Annotated in this window: 13 protein-coding genes; 4 read left to right on the plus strand and 9 right to left on the minus strand. The window is 40.6% G+C overall.

Annotation, left to right across the window (positions count from 1 at the left end; translation table 11 throughout):
- A partial coding sequence (locus AB7E63_RS01190) for a hypothetical protein (RefSeq protein ID WP_428418474.1) occupies window positions 1-214 on the minus strand: 214 nt, incomplete at its 3' end.
- Window positions 215-453: 239 nt separating this feature from the next.
- On the opposite strand from AB7E63_RS01190, the gene AB7E63_RS01195 reads away from it, so the two are divergent.
- Window positions 454-2,112: an ABC transporter substrate-binding protein gene (locus AB7E63_RS01195; protein ID WP_006339969.1), complete on the plus strand. Its 1,659-nt coding sequence runs from the start codon at window positions 454-456 to the stop codon at window positions 2,110-2,112.
- Window positions 2,113-2,182: 70 nt separating this feature from the next.
- Window positions 2,183-3,100 (plus strand): enoyl-[acyl-carrier-protein] reductase, encoded by a 918-nt coding sequence (locus tag AB7E63_RS01200; RefSeq protein WP_013925330.1) that lies wholly within the window; start codon window positions 2,183-2,185, stop codon window positions 3,098-3,100.
- On the opposite strand, the gene AB7E63_RS01205 is transcribed toward AB7E63_RS01200, so the two are convergent.
- The 7 genes from AB7E63_RS01205 to AB7E63_RS01235 all read right to left on the minus strand — a co-directional run bounded on the left by AB7E63_RS01205 (window position 3,097) and on the right by AB7E63_RS01235 (window position 11,934).
- Window positions 3,097-3,987 carry a hypothetical protein gene (locus AB7E63_RS01205; RefSeq protein ID WP_006339973.1) on the minus strand — a complete coding sequence of 297 codons (891 nt, stop codon included), beginning with the start codon at window positions 3,985-3,987 and terminating at the stop codon, window positions 3,097-3,099. The genes AB7E63_RS01200 and AB7E63_RS01205 overlap by 4 nt on opposite strands.
- 5 nt (window positions 3,988-3,992) lie before the next feature.
- On the minus strand, window positions 3,993-5,471 hold the full coding sequence (locus AB7E63_RS01210) for a hypothetical protein (RefSeq protein ID WP_428418477.1): 1,479 nt from the start codon (window positions 5,469-5,471) through the stop codon (window positions 3,993-3,995).
- Window positions 5,464-6,174, minus strand: coding sequence for an SDR family oxidoreductase (locus AB7E63_RS01215; protein ID WP_006339975.1), 711 nt, complete (start codon window positions 6,172-6,174; stop codon window positions 5,464-5,466). Before AB7E63_RS01215 ends, AB7E63_RS01210 begins: the two co-directional genes overlap by 8 nt.
- A 1-nt stretch (window position 6,175) precedes the next feature.
- On the minus strand, window positions 6,176-6,976 hold the full coding sequence (locus AB7E63_RS01220) for a dihydroneopterin aldolase (RefSeq protein WP_006339982.1): 801 nt from the start codon (window positions 6,974-6,976) through the stop codon (window positions 6,176-6,178).
- 22 nt (window positions 6,977-6,998) lie between these two features.
- Entirely contained in the window at window positions 6,999-7,835 is an 837-nt protein-coding gene (locus AB7E63_RS01225; RefSeq protein ID WP_284452571.1) for an HAD family hydrolase, read from the minus strand.
- A gap of 21 nt (window positions 7,836-7,856) precedes the next feature.
- Complete coding sequence (gene mutS / locus AB7E63_RS01230; RefSeq protein WP_284452570.1) at window positions 7,857-10,406, minus strand: DNA mismatch repair protein MutS; 2,550 nt, start codon at window positions 10,404-10,406, stop codon at window positions 7,857-7,859.
- Between the two features lie 496 nt (window positions 10,407-10,902).
- Window positions 10,903-11,934 (minus strand): NAD(P)-binding domain-containing protein, encoded by a 1,032-nt coding sequence (locus tag AB7E63_RS01235; protein WP_013925326.1) that lies wholly within the window; start codon window positions 11,932-11,934, stop codon window positions 10,903-10,905.
- A 158-nt stretch (window positions 11,935-12,092) separates the two neighbouring features.
- Here AB7E63_RS01235 and AB7E63_RS01240 point away from each other — a divergent pair, with 158 nt between their 5' ends.
- Complete coding sequence (locus AB7E63_RS01240) at window positions 12,093-13,061, plus strand: hypothetical protein (protein WP_006339992.1); 969 nt, start codon at window positions 12,093-12,095, stop codon at window positions 13,059-13,061.
- Here the strand turns inward: AB7E63_RS01240 and pseB are convergent.
- A complete protein-coding gene (pseB, locus tag AB7E63_RS01245) occupies window positions 13,051-14,073 on the minus strand; it encodes a UDP-N-acetylglucosamine 4,6-dehydratase (inverting) (protein ID WP_284452569.1) in 1,023 nt (340 codons plus the stop codon). The genes AB7E63_RS01240 and pseB overlap by 11 nt on opposite strands.
- A gap of 96 nt (window positions 14,074-14,169) precedes the next feature.
- Between pseB and AB7E63_RS01250 the strand changes: the two genes are divergently transcribed.
- Window positions 14,170-16,008, plus strand: a complete 1,839-nt coding sequence (locus AB7E63_RS01250) for a DNA topoisomerase IV subunit B (protein ID WP_006339994.1) — start codon at window positions 14,170-14,172, stop codon at window positions 16,006-16,008.
- The last annotated feature ends 3 nt before the right edge of the window (window positions 16,009-16,011 follow it).

Below are 16,011 nucleotides of genomic sequence, written 5' to 3' on the forward strand. Positions count from 1 at the left end.
CAAAATCGCCTGTGACCACATTCACCATCCCCGCAACGATTCCACTCGGCAGGCCTAAAAGGTTGGCAAAAGAAATACGGCCATCACTGTCATCCGTCGTTGAGCGGGGAATTTTAACCACTTCGTTTGAGGGTTCAGGCGTGAGATCTTCTTCTGCCATTAAGGGGTTAAGGAGCAAAATTAGGCTGGCTAGTAGATTTAGAAAAGATCTCATGTCACCCTCTTCAAAATAAAAATGAATAAAACAGAGGGTTTATATTAAAATTGAAAGTATGGGTCAATGTTTTTTTATAAGTTGTAAGTGCAACGTGAAAATGTCACCGCATTGTTGAAGCGCAAAAATCATGCGAGAGAGCGTATTCTCTTATTGCAAAGAAGTAGTCGATCGGCAATAATCTCACGCAAAATAAATCTTTCTTTTACATCTTTAGTAATTATTTGAGGGGGTGACTTATGGTCAAAAAAACATGGGTTCCATTCATTGCGATTTGTTTCTTGCTTGGATCATGGGAATTTTGCTGTCGCTTCTTTTCAGATCTTCTTTTTGTTCTTCCTCCTCCATCACGCATTTTGCTCTGCATCTGGCAAAAATCGGATCGCTTGCTTTTTCATACAGGCATCACTTTAAAAGAAATGGCCGGTGGATTTATTCTCGCCTTGCTCGTTGCATTTCCTTTGGCTTGGATGATGGCATTTTGGGAATCCATGCGCATGATTTTGCAACCTCTTTTCATTGTGATTCAATGTATTCCAATGTTTGCTCTTGCACCTTTGATGGTTATGTGGTTTGGCTGGTCCTATACAGCTATTGTATTACCCACAGCTCTGATGATTTTTTTCCCTTTAACCATGAACATTTATCAGGGACTATTGTCGACTCCACAACATTTAGCCGATTATTTTAAAACGTTAAACGCTACTCCATGGCAATTTTTCTTTAAGCTGCAACTTCCTGCATCGTTGCCACATATCTTTGCTGGTTTTCGCATTTCAGCTGCGATTGCAGGGATAGCTGCAATTGCAGGGGAGTGGGCAGGGGGACAAAATGGTTTAGGCATGTTGATGCTTCAAAGTAGAAGAGAAACAGACTTAGAAATTACTTTTGGAGCCTTATTTTGCCTAACGTTCATTAGTTCAATTCTTTATCTAGGAATGGCAGCATTAGAGAAAGCTGTGAAAAATCGAAAGTCTTGGCGGTTACCCTTTAATAGCTTGGCAGCGACAGCTCTAGTTACAATTGTATTTGGATGTCAGCCTTCGCCAAAAATAAAAGAGACGAGACTTTTATTAGATTGGGTGCCTAATCCCAATCACGTCGCTCTTTATGTGGGCATTGAAAAAAACTTTTTCAAGCAAAGAGGAATCGATCTTCAAATTTTGAAGCTACATGATCCGAGCGATAGCGTGAGCTATTTGATGTCAGGACAAGCTGATCTCGCGGTCTATTACATGGTGGAGACTCTACAGGCTATCCAAAAGGGGGCTAAAATCGCGATGATTGGGGTGCTGATAGAAGAACCTCTGAATTCGTTGTTGTATCGCAAAGATGATGGAATCCGCACAATTGAAGATTTGAATGATAAAATTATCGGTTATAGCATGGATGGAAAAAGTTTTAAATCTTTGCAAACCTTGTTAAAGCAAAAAAAATTGACCCCTAAAGCTATGCATAACGTGAGTTTTGACTTGGTCAGTACGCTCGCAATCAAACGGGTCGATGCTGTGTATGATGCTTATTGGAACATCGAAGTGCCCCATCTGCGCTCATTGGGCATTGAAACGGAGTTTTTTAAAATGAGCGATTTGGGAATTCCACCTCACCAAGAACTCGTGATGATTGCGAAAGAGGATTCTATTCAGGCTTCCTCCGAATTTGTAAAGAAATTTCAAGCTGCTATGCAAGAGGCAATCACCTATTGTCAACAAAATCCAAAAGAAGCATTTGAAATGTATCTTAAAGCGAATCCAGATAAGGGCGATAAAGCGCGAGAGTGGGAACGAGAGGCATGGGAACTGACCTATCCGATCTTGGCTAAGTCTCAGCAGATTGATCAAGCAGCAGTAAATAACTACAGAGATTGGTTGCTTGAGCACGCTATCTTGCAGCGCTGATTGTGAGAGGATTAAATCCCTACCTTTGATATAATGGCTTTTTTAGTTTTTCAAACTTGAAGGAGAATTTATGCTTAAAATAGACCTCAAAGGAAAAAAAGCTTTTATAGCAGGAATTGGCGATGACCAAGGTTTTGGTTGGTCCATTGCAAAAACATTGGCGGAAGCCGGAGCAGAGATTATTGTCGGAACATGGACGCCCCTCATGAAGATTTTTCAAACGGGTTTAGAGAGTGGCAAATTTGATAAATCTCGCGTCTTGTCAGATGGTTCTTTGATGCAATTTGCAAAAATTTATCCTTTAGATGCTGCTTTTGACAAAATGGAAGATGTGCCTGAAGAGATAAAAGAAAATAAGCGTTATAAATCATGCGATGCTTTTACCATTCAAGATGTTGTTTTGCAAATCGGCCAAGATTTTGGAAAGATCGATTATTTTGTTCATTCCCTAGCGAATGGTCCTGAAGTACAAAAACCCCTTTTGGAAACATCCAGACAAGGATATCTCGCTTCTTTAAGTGCTTCAACATACTCCTTTATTAGCCTTTTAGCTCATTTAGGACCTATCATGAATGCAGGGGGGAGTACTCTTTCTCTGACATATATTGCTTCTGAAAAGGCTATTCCAGGATATGGTGGAGGAATGAGCTCAGCTAAAGCGGCTCTTGAAAGCGATACGCGTACATTAGCATGGGAAGCGGGACGCAAATGGAATATCCGCGTAAATACGATCTCTGCTGGGCCTTTGCGTAGTCGTGCTGCAAAAGCAATTGGTTTCGTCGAAAAAATGATCGAATATTCAGAAGCCAATGCACCTCTACAAAAAGATCTAACGCCGATTGAAGTGGGGAATGTGGCTGCATTTTTATTGTCTCCTTTGGCTTCTGCTATTACAGGAGAGACCATTCATGTAGACAATGGGATGCATGCAATGGGGATTGCCGTGGATAGTGTGGCATTGAACCAAACCTCCGAAGCCACTGTTTAACGAAATAAAAGTAGCCGTTGGACTCTTTGCGGAGCTAATTGAATGCTTTCGATGAGTTGAGAAAAGTAAGCTTGAGAGCTTTGAGGATGGGTGCATAAGTACCACTTTCGAGCATCTTGAGCTTGCTTTGTTGCCACCGCTTTCATCAAACTCTTTTCAACCATATCAGGGCTTGAAATGGTGAGATATGCATAGCGAGGATCGGTCCATAGGGGAATCAAATCAGGACCAATCTGAAGGTGAGGATCGATTGAAAGTGTGACTTCACAAGGAATTTCCCAATCCGCTAAAGCTGCCACTTGAGCGACAAAAGAAGAGCACTGATTTTTGGTAATGGCATAGTCCTGGTAGGGATATGTCTCGATAAAAGTGAGAATGGTGTGAAATTGTTCTTCCGTAAGATCTATTTTGGCTGCAAAAGTGGGTTGATGCCCTCCTGAGCCATTTTGGAAGAAACCATCATGCTGCATTTCCCACAAATAACGCACAGGATTTGGAGATCCTTTTTCTACAAGATCCATCATTCCATCAAAATATCTCGCTTGGGTTAAGCCCGTTTCACCGGTATGCCCTCCTTCGATTTCCACATATTCCCCGTCAATGATTCCTCGTAGACAAATCCACGCATGGCCGACGTCGCTATTTTTGCTTCCATCACTTGGATGCTTCGCCAAAGTTCGCAAAAAAGATCTATTATCGGTGTAATCTAAGTGGCGCGCATTGACAAGAATGACTAAGAAATAAGGGGACTCTCTAAAAAAGAGATCAGGTTTTGTAAACGTATTTAAATGGCTATAAAAATAGCCATATTCCTCAGAAACTGGTTTACAGCATGATGTTGTAAATATCACAAGAATGGAGAAAATCAGCAGATAAGATCTAGGCATGGCTCTTATTTCAGGATGTCAATCAGCACTTTAATACGGCATTTTTCGGATCTTTTAATCGTTCGGATAGCAATCTGTGAATCATAAGCCTCATAACGTTGAGCCCCTTTATTTAAAATTTGCGCTGGGCGATTACCCCTTAACAGGTGGCCAAAGAACGAGCCTTCGCCTTCCATCAATTGAAATTGGATGGAGAGGGAGAGGAGAGGACTTTTGAGCTGTAACGTATTCTCTATCTGAAAAGTTGTTGCCGGAACATTATCGACAAGAACCTTAAGGCCTTCATGCAAGTCGACAAAGAAGTTAATCTCTCCTTCAAGATCCCCGTTGTCTTCAGGAGGAGGGCCTTCAAGAATCAAGTCAAGTTCAACATGTTCTTTTTGTGCAATGCAGACAATATCAGCTAAAGATTTAGTTTCTTGGAAAACAAAACTATGCACATGTGAAGGGGCTCCCCATAGTAAGCGGAAGAGGTGATAGCCTTTATGTTGAGATGGATCCAAGGCTTTATCTTTTTCAAGAAAACAATAAGTGTAGTTTTCTTCTTTGACCATCATCCAATGCTGTTGATGAAATAACCCATTTTTTGTTAGGTGGGAAGTCGGAATAAAAACGTCTTCTGAAGGTTGAATAAGAGAGGCAAGTAGCTCGTAAGGATAACCGTCCGTTTGTCTTTGCGAAAAGTGCGTTTCAAAGTATCCCAAATAGAGATCGTATAAGCTCCCTTGAGGTTGAAATTCCGCTTGGTAGACCCTTCTTGCAGGTCCTGTATAGCATGCAGTTGAAGAATGCCAAGTTTCTAAGATGTAATGCCAGAGAAAATCCCAAGGAGAGGATGCAATTTCTGGATAGACCATTTGCAGGCTAGCTAAGATTTCGCCGAGATAATGGGGGTCTCCCCATGCTTGCGTTATTCCTTTAAGTCTCAATGTTTCTAAAAGTTGATTACCGGCATCTTCTAAATGCGGTAAGTTAAGCCATTCACCCAGTGCAATCCAGGCTGCAGCACATTTTAAGGATAGGTGATAAGGGCCAGGCTTCTCTTCATGTGCAACTAAAGTGTAAAGAGCTAACGCCGTCGTGCTTTCAATTAATCGATTTTTTAAGTCTTGTCCGAGAATGGTGTGAAAGTCTTTTAAAATCCAATAGAAAATAGGTAGAAGATGAGCTCCGAGGTAGCGATCTTTACAGTTTGGGAATTCATGCAAGTAGATAGGGAAATTACCCGATTGATTTTGAAAGATGAGAATTCGATCGAGCAGTTCTTTTGCTTCTTTAATGTTTTCAATTGTTTTAGTACGCATCAAAGCCAAAATAAAGTAGCCGTTTTCCACAATGGGAATGGTTTGATGCATTGCTTCTTGAGCATGATAAAAATAATGCACGAATCCTGTTTGTGGACTCTGCAAGCTTCTTCCTCTTGCGACGGCTTGTTCGATTAAGTATCGCAGAGATTCTTCTTTTGTTTGAAATTGCTTAAACATGCAAACCGCCTGTAACTTCAATATTTTGACCCGTGATATAAGAATTTTCTTTTTTCATTAAGAAGGAGACAACCTCAGCAACTTCAGAAGGGAATCCATAGCGCTTCATCGGCAATTTTGAGTAATGTAAAGGATCGATAGAATTATCCAACTGCCCTGGTGAAACCATGTTTACTCTTACCAAATCTGGAGCGAGTTCTTTGGCTAAATTTTTTGTCAGCATCCAGAGGGATGTTTTAGTTAAATGATAAATAGAAGAGTAACTATTACTTGAAAAAGAAAGCGTGCCAGCAGTTCCAATATTGATAATGGCACCTTGGTGCTTTTTAATGCTTGGCATAAGTTCACGTGTGATTAAAAAAGGCACAGTTAAATTAGTGAGAAAGAGAGCATTCCATTCTTGTAGGGAGGTATCTAGAGCAGACTTAATCAAATAATTGCCGACATTATTGACCAAACCTTCCGTATCGAGAAAGCGCTGTTGATAGTTGGAAATAAACTCTTGAAGAGATTCAGTGGAAGAAAAATCACCCTGAATCACTTCAGCTTGTCCTCCGAGTCGCCTGCAGGTTTCGGCCGTTTGCAACGCTTCTTCATGGCTGGTCTTGTAATGAATGACAACAGCTCGTTTTTGTTGCGCTAATTTGCGACAAATCTCTGCACCTAACCTTTTGGCAGCTCCCGTGACAAGAATCCAGCCCATGTTATAACTCTGTTCGGCACAGTTTGAGTTCAACAGTCGTAAAATCTGCTGATCCTAGGGCTTCGGGCTTTTTGACCTTAATCCACGCCCAATTGATTGGATAATCTCGCAATAGCTTTTGAAGCACATCATGCGCATACTTTTCAATCAGCATGTACCCTTTTTCTTGAGCAAATTCGGAACAAATGTTGGCCAAGGCAACATAATCAACCGTATCTGTAATATCATCAGAATTGGAACATTTATTAAAATCAGCTTCCACTTTCAGATCTACATAGATAGATTGTGTATTGACGCGCTCGTGTGGAAGAATACCAATGATGCAAGGGATTTGATGATTTTCAAAGCCAATCAATCCATAGTGCGGCTTAGATTGCAAAGATCGCTCATATTGATTGAGTAGGAAATAAGCTTCTCGATTGAGAGGAAGTTTTTTGGCTTCTTCTAGAGAAACCCAGAGGTAATTTTCAGCTTCATAATTTAAAACAACATCGTCTTTTGAATAGCCTGGTGCTAAATCTGCTACGAAATCGTTCATGATGAAGTGTTTTTTTTCTTTAAACTCGGGGGAGTAGATCGATTCTTGCGTCGAAATAAAGCGAATATTCGTTACATCAAGCCCTGTTTCTTCTTTGACTTCTCGAATGAATGCGGCTTCTCTAGATTCACCTAATTCAACTTTCCCTCCAGGGGTTGTGTAGCAATCATTCCATTTGGAGGAATAAAGTAGTAAAACGTCTCCGTCGGAGGCGACGACAAGTCCACCGACAGTTGTAATGGGGTATGTCCATGTATCAAGCATGATGAGGCCCTCTTGTTTAAAGTTAAATCAAATTTAAAGCTTTTTGAAGTCCTTGAATAATTCCTTTTTCACGAGCAGGCGGAGCGATGATGGTGGCAGTTTGTAGTAAATGGTCGGGTGCAGTAACCATGATGATGCGAATGTCGGCTTCCTCTAGCATACTTATATCGTTGTTGTCATCTCCCGCTGCAATGACAGGTGTTTGAACTCGAAGTCTTTGTTTAAGGTCCCGCAAGGCGGATCCTTTGTTCACAGAAGCATGTGTGGCTTGCACAACATAATACCCATTTTGAAAAGGATCCTTAATTAAAGGCGCATGCAATCCAATTTCATTTTCGATCCGATAAGAAATTCTAGAGGCAGATTCAACCTGTCCAAAACATTTTAGCGATGGAAAGTTGGCAAGTGTGAGGTTGTCAAAGGATTCGACATCATACCAAATGGAATTGAAGGCATCCGATCGTGCTTTCAAGTATTCAAGTAATTCCTTAGAGAAACAGTGAGAGCGGTAATAACAACAATCTTGGTGTTCAAATCCCGCAAAAATGACAAAATCGCTCGGTTCATCCTTACAGATATTTTCCATCGCGGGGAAAACGTCTGTGCCGAGCGTATGTTTTGCAACAACTTCTTGTTGAGGCATTCTGAGGGTGATCGCCCCATTTTGTACCGCAAAATAATAGGGAAAGGAAAGCGGTTGCAAAATTTTGAACCCATCTGTAAAAGTTCTTCCCGTAATGAAAACCACATTCCAGCCATCCGAGACTAATTCAGATAGATAGGCAACCACTTCTGGAGGAATGATACCCCCAAAATCTGTCACTGTTCCATCAATATCTAATGCGATAAGTCCCGGCACTGTTATTCCTTCTGATTTAGATTATCCAAAAAAAGTCAGTTGAAAGGCATTGGAAATCGGTTTTTTCTTTGCTGGCTGTCTTTTTGGCTTAGACGGTTCAAAAACGCTTTTTTGGTTGGCATTTTCTTCGAGATGGACCAAAATTTCCTTTGCTCGCGTAATCACAGAGGGAGGGAGTCCCGCTAACCTGCCAACGTGAATGCCATAACTTTTGTCCGTACCACCTTTTATGATTTTGCGTAAAAAGATTATGTTATCTGCATTTTCTTGTACAGCCACATTGTAGTTGACAGCCCCAGGAATTTTCTCTTCTAGTTTTGTCAATTCCCAATAGTGGGTGGCAAATAATGTTTTAGCCATTTTCCCTTCCGTAATAAGAAGGTGTTCTGCTACGGACCAAGCGATTGAAATACCATCATAAGTGCTTGTCCCACGTCCAATCTCGTCTAAGATAACGAGAGAGCGTGAGGTCGCATTGTGTAGAATATTGGCTGTTTCTACCATTTCCACCATGAACGTGGATTGCCCTCTGGAAAGATCATCGCTGGCTCCAATACGAGTGAAAACCTTGTCAATTAGCCCAACATGTGCTTCTTTAGCAGGAATAAAAGATCCCATTTGAGCCATGATGGTGATCAAAGCCACCTGCCGAATATAAGTAGACTTTCCCGCCATGTTAGGGCCCGTAATGAGCAAGAGACGATTATCTAAACCATCGAGCAATGTGTCATTCGGAATAAATTTTTCTCCCGCATGTGCAGCTTCAATTACAGGGTGACGTCCATCCACAATTTTCAAATGGGCCGAATCATCGACTAGAGGGCGGATGTATTGGTTTGTACGTGCAGCTTCTCCTAGAGAACGCAAGCAATCGATTCGTGCTAAAGCCTGAGCCGTTGTGAGGACTTGCTTAGAAAATTGTCCAATTTGTTGTCGAAGCGTTTGGAAAAGCTCATTTTCAATCGCGCTGATCCGTTCTTCTGCATTCAAAACTTTGGCTTCATAATTTTTCAGTTCCGGAGTGATGAATCGTTCGGCATTGACCAATGTTTGTCGTCTTTGGAATGAGTCAGGCATTTTTTCTGCTTGCCCTTTGCTGACTTCGATATAATAGCCAAACATCCGATTAAAGCCGACTTTAAGGCTTTTTAATCCTGTTTCATCTCGAATCTGCGTTTGATAACGTGCGATCCAGGACTTACTGTCTCGGCTGATTTCCCGAAGTTCGTCAAGTTCTGGGTGGTAGCCATCCCGGAAGATTTTCCCTTCTGTGATTTTTACTGGAGGGTCATCTACCAAGGCATTAGCAATTAAGCGTGTCATTTCTGGTAGGAAATCGATCCGCTGAGCTTCTGTGGCTAATAACGCCGATTGGCTTGCTAAGGTGAGCAGAAGAGTTTTAATTTCGGGCAGAGGTTCCATAGAAAAACGTAAAGCAACCAGATCTCTCGGCGTTGCGTAACCCGAACTAATGCGCATCATTAAACGCTCTAAATCTCTGACCTGTTCAAGGACTGCACCAATTCGTTGCATGAGAGACGGTGTATCATAAAAAGCTTGCACGGCTTCTTGTCGCTGGTGAATCTCAGGGATAGAGAGAAGTGGTTGTTTAATCCACTGGCGCAAAAGACGAGCTCCCATGGGGGTATGGCTGTGATCTAACACGCCTAAAAGCGTATTTTTTCGACTTCCATGGTTTAATGGATCAATCAATTCAAGGTGGCGCAGCGTCATGCGATCTAAAGAAAGGTATTGAGAAGTCGTGTAAGGTTGAATATCTGTGATATGTTCAATGGGTAAACTGAGTTCGCTTTGTAAATATTGAAGCAGGGCTCCAGCCGCATGCACACCCGGTACCATCCCTTTAAGACCAAATCCATCCAGAGAATGCACTTTGAAATGTTGAATCAAGAAATTATAAGTGACTTGGTGTTCGAAATGCCAATCGTCGTGTGTATTGACAAGGACTTGGTTGTTTTTGCGGATCTCCTCAAAAAAGAGGGGATGTTTATTGGCAAATTTTTGAGAAGTTAGGAATTCGGCAGGGTTAAGGCGGCAGACTTCATTGAGCAATTCTTGTTCGTGTTCAAATTCAATTACTCTGAATTCTGAAGTTGTCAAATCGAGAAAAGCTAAACCATATAAGGCGCCAACTTGGATAATGGATGCAAAGAAATTGTTTGTGTTTTCCGCTAAAAGAGAAGAGGTAATCACTGTGCCAGGTGTTACCACTCTGACAATTTCTCTCTTCACTAATCCTTTTGTTTCTTTAGCGGATTCCACCTGTTCGGCAATCGCGACTCGATATCCTTTGGAAACGAGTTTGTCGATATAAGCTTCGCTCGAGTGATGCGGGACGCCACTCATAGGGATGCCTTGCCGACGAGTCAAGGTAAGATCAGCTTCTTTTGCTAAAAGGGCTGCGTCTTCGTAAAATGCTTCGTAGAAATCTCCCATTCGAAACAGCAAAATGGCTGAACCGGCTTGTTCTTTGCAGGTTTGCCATTGCACCATCATGGGTGAAACTTTTTGATCTTGAGTGTTTTGCGAAGATGTAACTGCTAAATCCATATCTAATAACCAGAGCTAATAAAATTCTTGTTTTGGGTATGCAGTATGGCTGAATGAAAAGGGAATGGCAAGAAAAAAGGTCGTGAATATTTTTTTTGATGTAAGTCGCTTTAATCCTTCTTCGCCGAAGAACTGTCGAGCTTCGAGAGAGAATTAAACTAAAATAATGATGCCAAATTTTAGTTTAATAAATATAGATGATGTTATGCAATTCGGCTTTTTTTAAATGTCATGATAGATCTGATAAGACTTTAAATTATTTTTGATGTTTTTTTATGGAATTCCTGTAAGTATTTATAAGATTATGTTACTTACCGCTTGGTCATAATTTTCTTTTAATGTGTTAGTTGAGAAAGAGGAGATTGCAGCAGCGATTAAATTTGGGGAATGCTAGTCGATATTTATTTTTAAATATAATTGATTTCTAAGCAAATATTTCACTTCAGCATAAGTCTTACCGTGTGTTTTTGATTGAGTTCAAGATTTTATCAATGCTTCATGAGTTTACTGCTACAAGTCTGAGGCGATGCTGTTCCTTTTCCTGAAAAAGAGCAATTTGGCGTAAAGCCGTTGTTTCTAAAAATTGTTCTGCCGAAGCGAGAAGATGATGTATTTGCTTTTTTCGTCCTTTCAATATGCGGTTGATATGATCGATATTCAAAAGAGTAATACGGGGATCCCTAGCGAGTTTTGGTTCCACATTTCGAGGCACCGAAAGATCTATCACAAGCTTATGACTGATATTTTTTTTGTAGAGATCCTGCTGCGTTAATAAATGTTCAGGACATTTTGTGCCCAAGATAATCCAATCAAAATTGGACCATTTGGTAATTTCTTCCCAATTTAGAATATCAATTTGATGTTCTTTTGCGAGTGTTTGAGCGACGTCTAGTGAGCGATTGCATAAAGAAATATTTTGCACGTTTTTGTGCTTCAAATATTTTAAAATCTTTTGATTGATCTCGGAGGCTCCAATAAATAAAACTTTGGCTTGTTCGGGTTGTTGTAGTTTGGATTGGCCGATGTTAAACACCGCATGCTCTAAATCAGGAATTCCTCTTCCCAATGAATAGAGCGAACGAAAATCTTTTCCGATTTTAAGGGCTTTTTGAAAAAGATAATGGAGTTCAAAAGGGAGGTTTTCTATAGCACAGGCAGATTCATAAGCTTGTTTGACTTGGCCTTGAATTTCTGTTTCAGCCAAAATGGCGCTATCCAATCCTGTTGTTACTCTGACAAGATGTAAAAAACAATCTGCGTTAAAATAAGAATATAATTTCTGATCAAAATTTTCTTCCGTTTCTTCTAATTCTCCTTTCAGGACATTTAGGAGATATGAGTGTGTGGCAGCTAAATCTTCGGCAAAAAAATACACCTCAGTACGGTTGCAGGTGGAAAGAAGAACGAAAGAACCAAGGTCATATGAGGAGGGCAAAAAACCAAAGCGGCGATGGCATACTTTTGCTAATGATTCCCTTAATTTTAGGTCACCTAATTTATGATTAATTCCAACAACCCCGACACGCATATGAGAACCCCCGATCAATATCATTTATGTGCGATCTTCCAAAAGTAAAGTTTATAGATAAAACATCTTATTCTTGCTACTTCTTTGATCAAAATTGGCAATTTTTGAGGGAATGTGTACTGTGGAGTCAATGAAAATGGGGGCTAGATGCAGACATTATGGCAAAATCTAAGAAAAAAAAAGTTTCAAAACCACACATTATTGCTTTGAGAAAGATTTGGGATCAAAGCCTTCATAATGCTCTTACAGATCTGATTGATTTTCAAGGACGTTTTTTTTGTGTTTTTAGAGAATCTGATAGTCATGCGGCGGGAGTGGATGGAACGATTCGGATTCTGACAAGTGCAAATGGAGAACAGTGGATAACGGCTAGCATTTTGCAATTGAAAGGGATCGATCTACGTGACCCGCATTTTGGCTTAATGCCAGATGGACGTTTGTATCTAATTATGGGAGGATCCATTTACCAAGGGGAAAAATTAATTGCCTATCGTTCTTATGCAACTTTTTCTAAAGATGGCGTTCATTGGGATCCCATTCAGTCCACTGGAATAGAAGAGGAATGGATCTGGAGAGTGACCTGGCATAAAGGAATTGGTTATGGCATTTCTTATCACTTAACCGATTTAGAAGATTTAGATCAACCTTGGGAAGTCAAACTTTTCAAAACTCAGGATGGAATCCATTTTCAGTTAGTTTCTCAGTTAGATGTTTCAAGTTTTCCTTCAGAATCCACTTTACGCTTTCTTTCGAATGACACGATGGTCGCTTTGATGCGGCGAGATGGTAATGGATGGATCGGACACGCGTTACCTCCGTATAAGAAATGGAAATGGAAGGAAAGCGATTATCGCATTGGTGGGCCTAATTTTTTAGTCTTTCCAAATGATCAAATGTGGTCTGCAGCTAGATTAGTTAAAGAGATTGATAAAGAGACTAAAGAAAGAACGACAGTTCTAGCTAGCATGACTTTAAAAGACTTTCAGCCTATGTTGGTTTTCCCAAGCGGGGGAGACAATAGCTACCCCGGCATGGTTTTTCGAGAGGGAAAACTTTATGTGAGTTATTACTCATCCCATGAAGAAAAGTCTGCAATCTATTTTGCAGAAGTGAGCTTTACAAAATAGTTTTTAGTAAATCCTGGAGCTTATCTTTCGAAAGCCACTGTGTGTTCGTATTAGAAGCATAACAAAATTCATCCGGTAAGGCTTCATTTAGGCTGCCTTGCTGATATTTTGCAACGAGTGCAGGGTAATTTCGATAAATTTCAGGGATGATCGCATAGTGATTTTCAAACTCAAAAGTATGGCGGGCATCTTCTGTGCTGATCATCAGCTCATGCAATTTTTCACCCTCTCGAATCCCCGTGTGGGTAAGGGCTAATCCTGGAGCCATAGCTTCTGCTAATTCAATGATCTTCATGCTGGGGATTTTAGGGACGAAAATTTCCCCGCCATGCATTTTGGTAAAGCAGAATCGCACAAAAGAAACTGTTTCATCTAAAGTGATCCAAAAGCGGGTCATTCGAGGATCTGTCAAAGGGAGGGAGGAGCAACCCTCTTCGATCAGTTTTCTCCAGAAAGGAATCAAGCTTCCCCGACTTCCTAGTACATTGCCATAACGAACGACCGAAAATCTTGGTGCTCCTTTTGCACCCACATAGCTATTGCCTGCGACAAAAAGTTTGTCCGAGCATAACTTAGTGGCGCCATAAAGGTTAACGGGATTCACAGCTTTATCTGTGGATAGCGCAATCACTTTTTCAACATTGCAATCAATCGCCGCATCAATCACATTCATTGCCCCCAATACATTCGTATTGATAAACTCAGAAGGATTATATTCTGCCGCTGGGACCTGTTTTAGTGCAGCCGCATGAATCACAAAATGGACTTCGTTAAACGCCCTGCGCAAACGTTCCTTATCGCGGATATCGCCTAAAAAATAACGCATTTTAGGATGGGCAAAGAGGGGGCTCGATTGTTTCATCTCCCATTGTTTCCACTCATCTCGACTAAAAATGATCACTTTATTGCATAAATTTTCTTCTATAAGGTTTTTGGCAAAGGTGCGTCCAAAGCTACCTGTACCACCGGTGATGAGAACATTTTTATTCGCAAATAGAGAGCTTTGGCTCATGGATTCTCCTCGATAAATGAATCATATCTGGATTCTGAATTCCGTTTATTATATTCTGCACGTTTCTTTATTTTATATAGCAGTAGAGTTTGAATCATGGCAAAAAAATATGATGAAAGCAGTGTAAAAACTCTCGGAGCCTTAGAACATATCCGTTTGCGTTCCGGGATGTATATTGGACGTCTAGGTGACGGATCTCATCCGGACGATGGAATTTACATTATGGTAAAAGAAGTCATCGATAACAGCGTCGATGAATTCATTATGAAGCATGGGAATCGGATCATTATTGGTGTAGATCCTGAGCAAGGGTTAATTTCTGTACGGGACTTTGGGCGGGGAATTCCCCTTGGAAAAGTGATTGATTGCGTCAGTCAAATCAATACAGGCGCCAAGTATAATGACGATGTCTTCCAATTTTCCGTTGGTCTTAATGGTGTGGGAACAAAAGCTGTCAACGCTTTATCCAGTCACTTTTTAGTTCGAAGCCACCGAGAAGGCAAGTCTATGGAAGCCGTATTTTCTCAAGGGAAGCTTATCAGAGAGAAATCTCAAAAAACAAGCGAGCCCGATGGGACATATGTCGAATTTATCCCCGATAAAGAAATTTTCAAGAAATTCCGATTTGAGCCCGAATATATTCAGAAACGGCTATGGCATTATGCCTATTTAAATACAGGGCTCATTTTAGAATATAATGGGCAGGATATTTATTCTGAAAACGGTCTACTCGATTTATTAAACGAAGAAGTCACCGAAGATCGTTTATACGAACCTCTATATTACCGTGGAAAGCTTCTGGAATTTGCTTTTTTACACACACAAAGCTATGGGGAAAGCTATTTCTCTTTCGTAAACGGGCAGTATACTTCCGATGGAGGAACCCACTTATCTGCTTTTAGAGAAGGGATTTTGAAAGGGGTGAATGAATACTCTAAAAAGAACTTCCAAGGTGTGGATTTACGAGAAGGGATTGTGGGAACGGTTGCAGTCAGGATCAAAGACCCTGTTTTTGAATCTCAGACAAAAAACAAGCTCGGCAACACAGAATTGAGAGGGCCGCTTGTCCAAGAAGTCAAAGATGCTGTTGTCAACATGCTTTATAAAAATTCCTCGACGGCCAATAGCATCATTGAGCGGATCGTTTTTAACGAAAAATTGCGTAAAGAACTTGCAGCGGTAAAAAAAGAAGCCAAAGAAAAGCAAAAGAAAATTTCTTTTAAAATCCCAAAGCTGCGCGATTGCAAATACCATGCGCAGGATAAAGCGGACGTTGGGGAAAAAACGATGATTTTCTTGACAGAAGGGGACTCTGCAAGTGCTTCGATTGTGGCATCAAGAGATCCGCTAACGCAAGCTGTTTTTTCTTTACGAGGAAAGCCTTTAAATGTTCACGGAATGAAGATTGATCAGCTCTACAAAAATGAAGAAATGTTCAATCTAATGAGTGCTTTGAATATCGAGGATGATATTGAAAATCTCCGTTATCAAAAAGTGATTCTAGCTACAGATGCTGACGTGGATGGAATGCACATTCGCAATTTATTGATCACCTTTTTCTTGACCTATTTTGAAGGGCTTGTTTTAAATGGACATCTTTTTATTCTCGAAACGCCCTTGTTTAAGGTGCGTAATCGGGAAAAAACGCTTTATTGCTATTCTGAAGAAGAACGGGACAAGGCGATTAAACAGTTGAAAAAAGGGATTGAAGTCACACGTTTCAAAGGTCTTGGAGAGATTTCTCCAAACGAATTTAAGCAATTTATAGGAAAAGATATTCGTTTGATTCCAGTCACCATCAGTTTGTTTTCTGACATCAAGACAACCCTTGATTTTTATATGGGTAAAAATACACCTAAACGAAAACAGTTCATCATGGAAAATCTGATCAACGAATTAGAACCGACTCTGGAGGCTGCTCGCACAGCAGGATAATGT

This window comes from Parachlamydia sp. (assembly GCF_050255895.1).
In the GTDB taxonomy this organism is placed as follows: Bacteria; Chlamydiota; Chlamydiia; order Chlamydiales; family Parachlamydiaceae; genus Parachlamydia; species Parachlamydia acanthamoebae.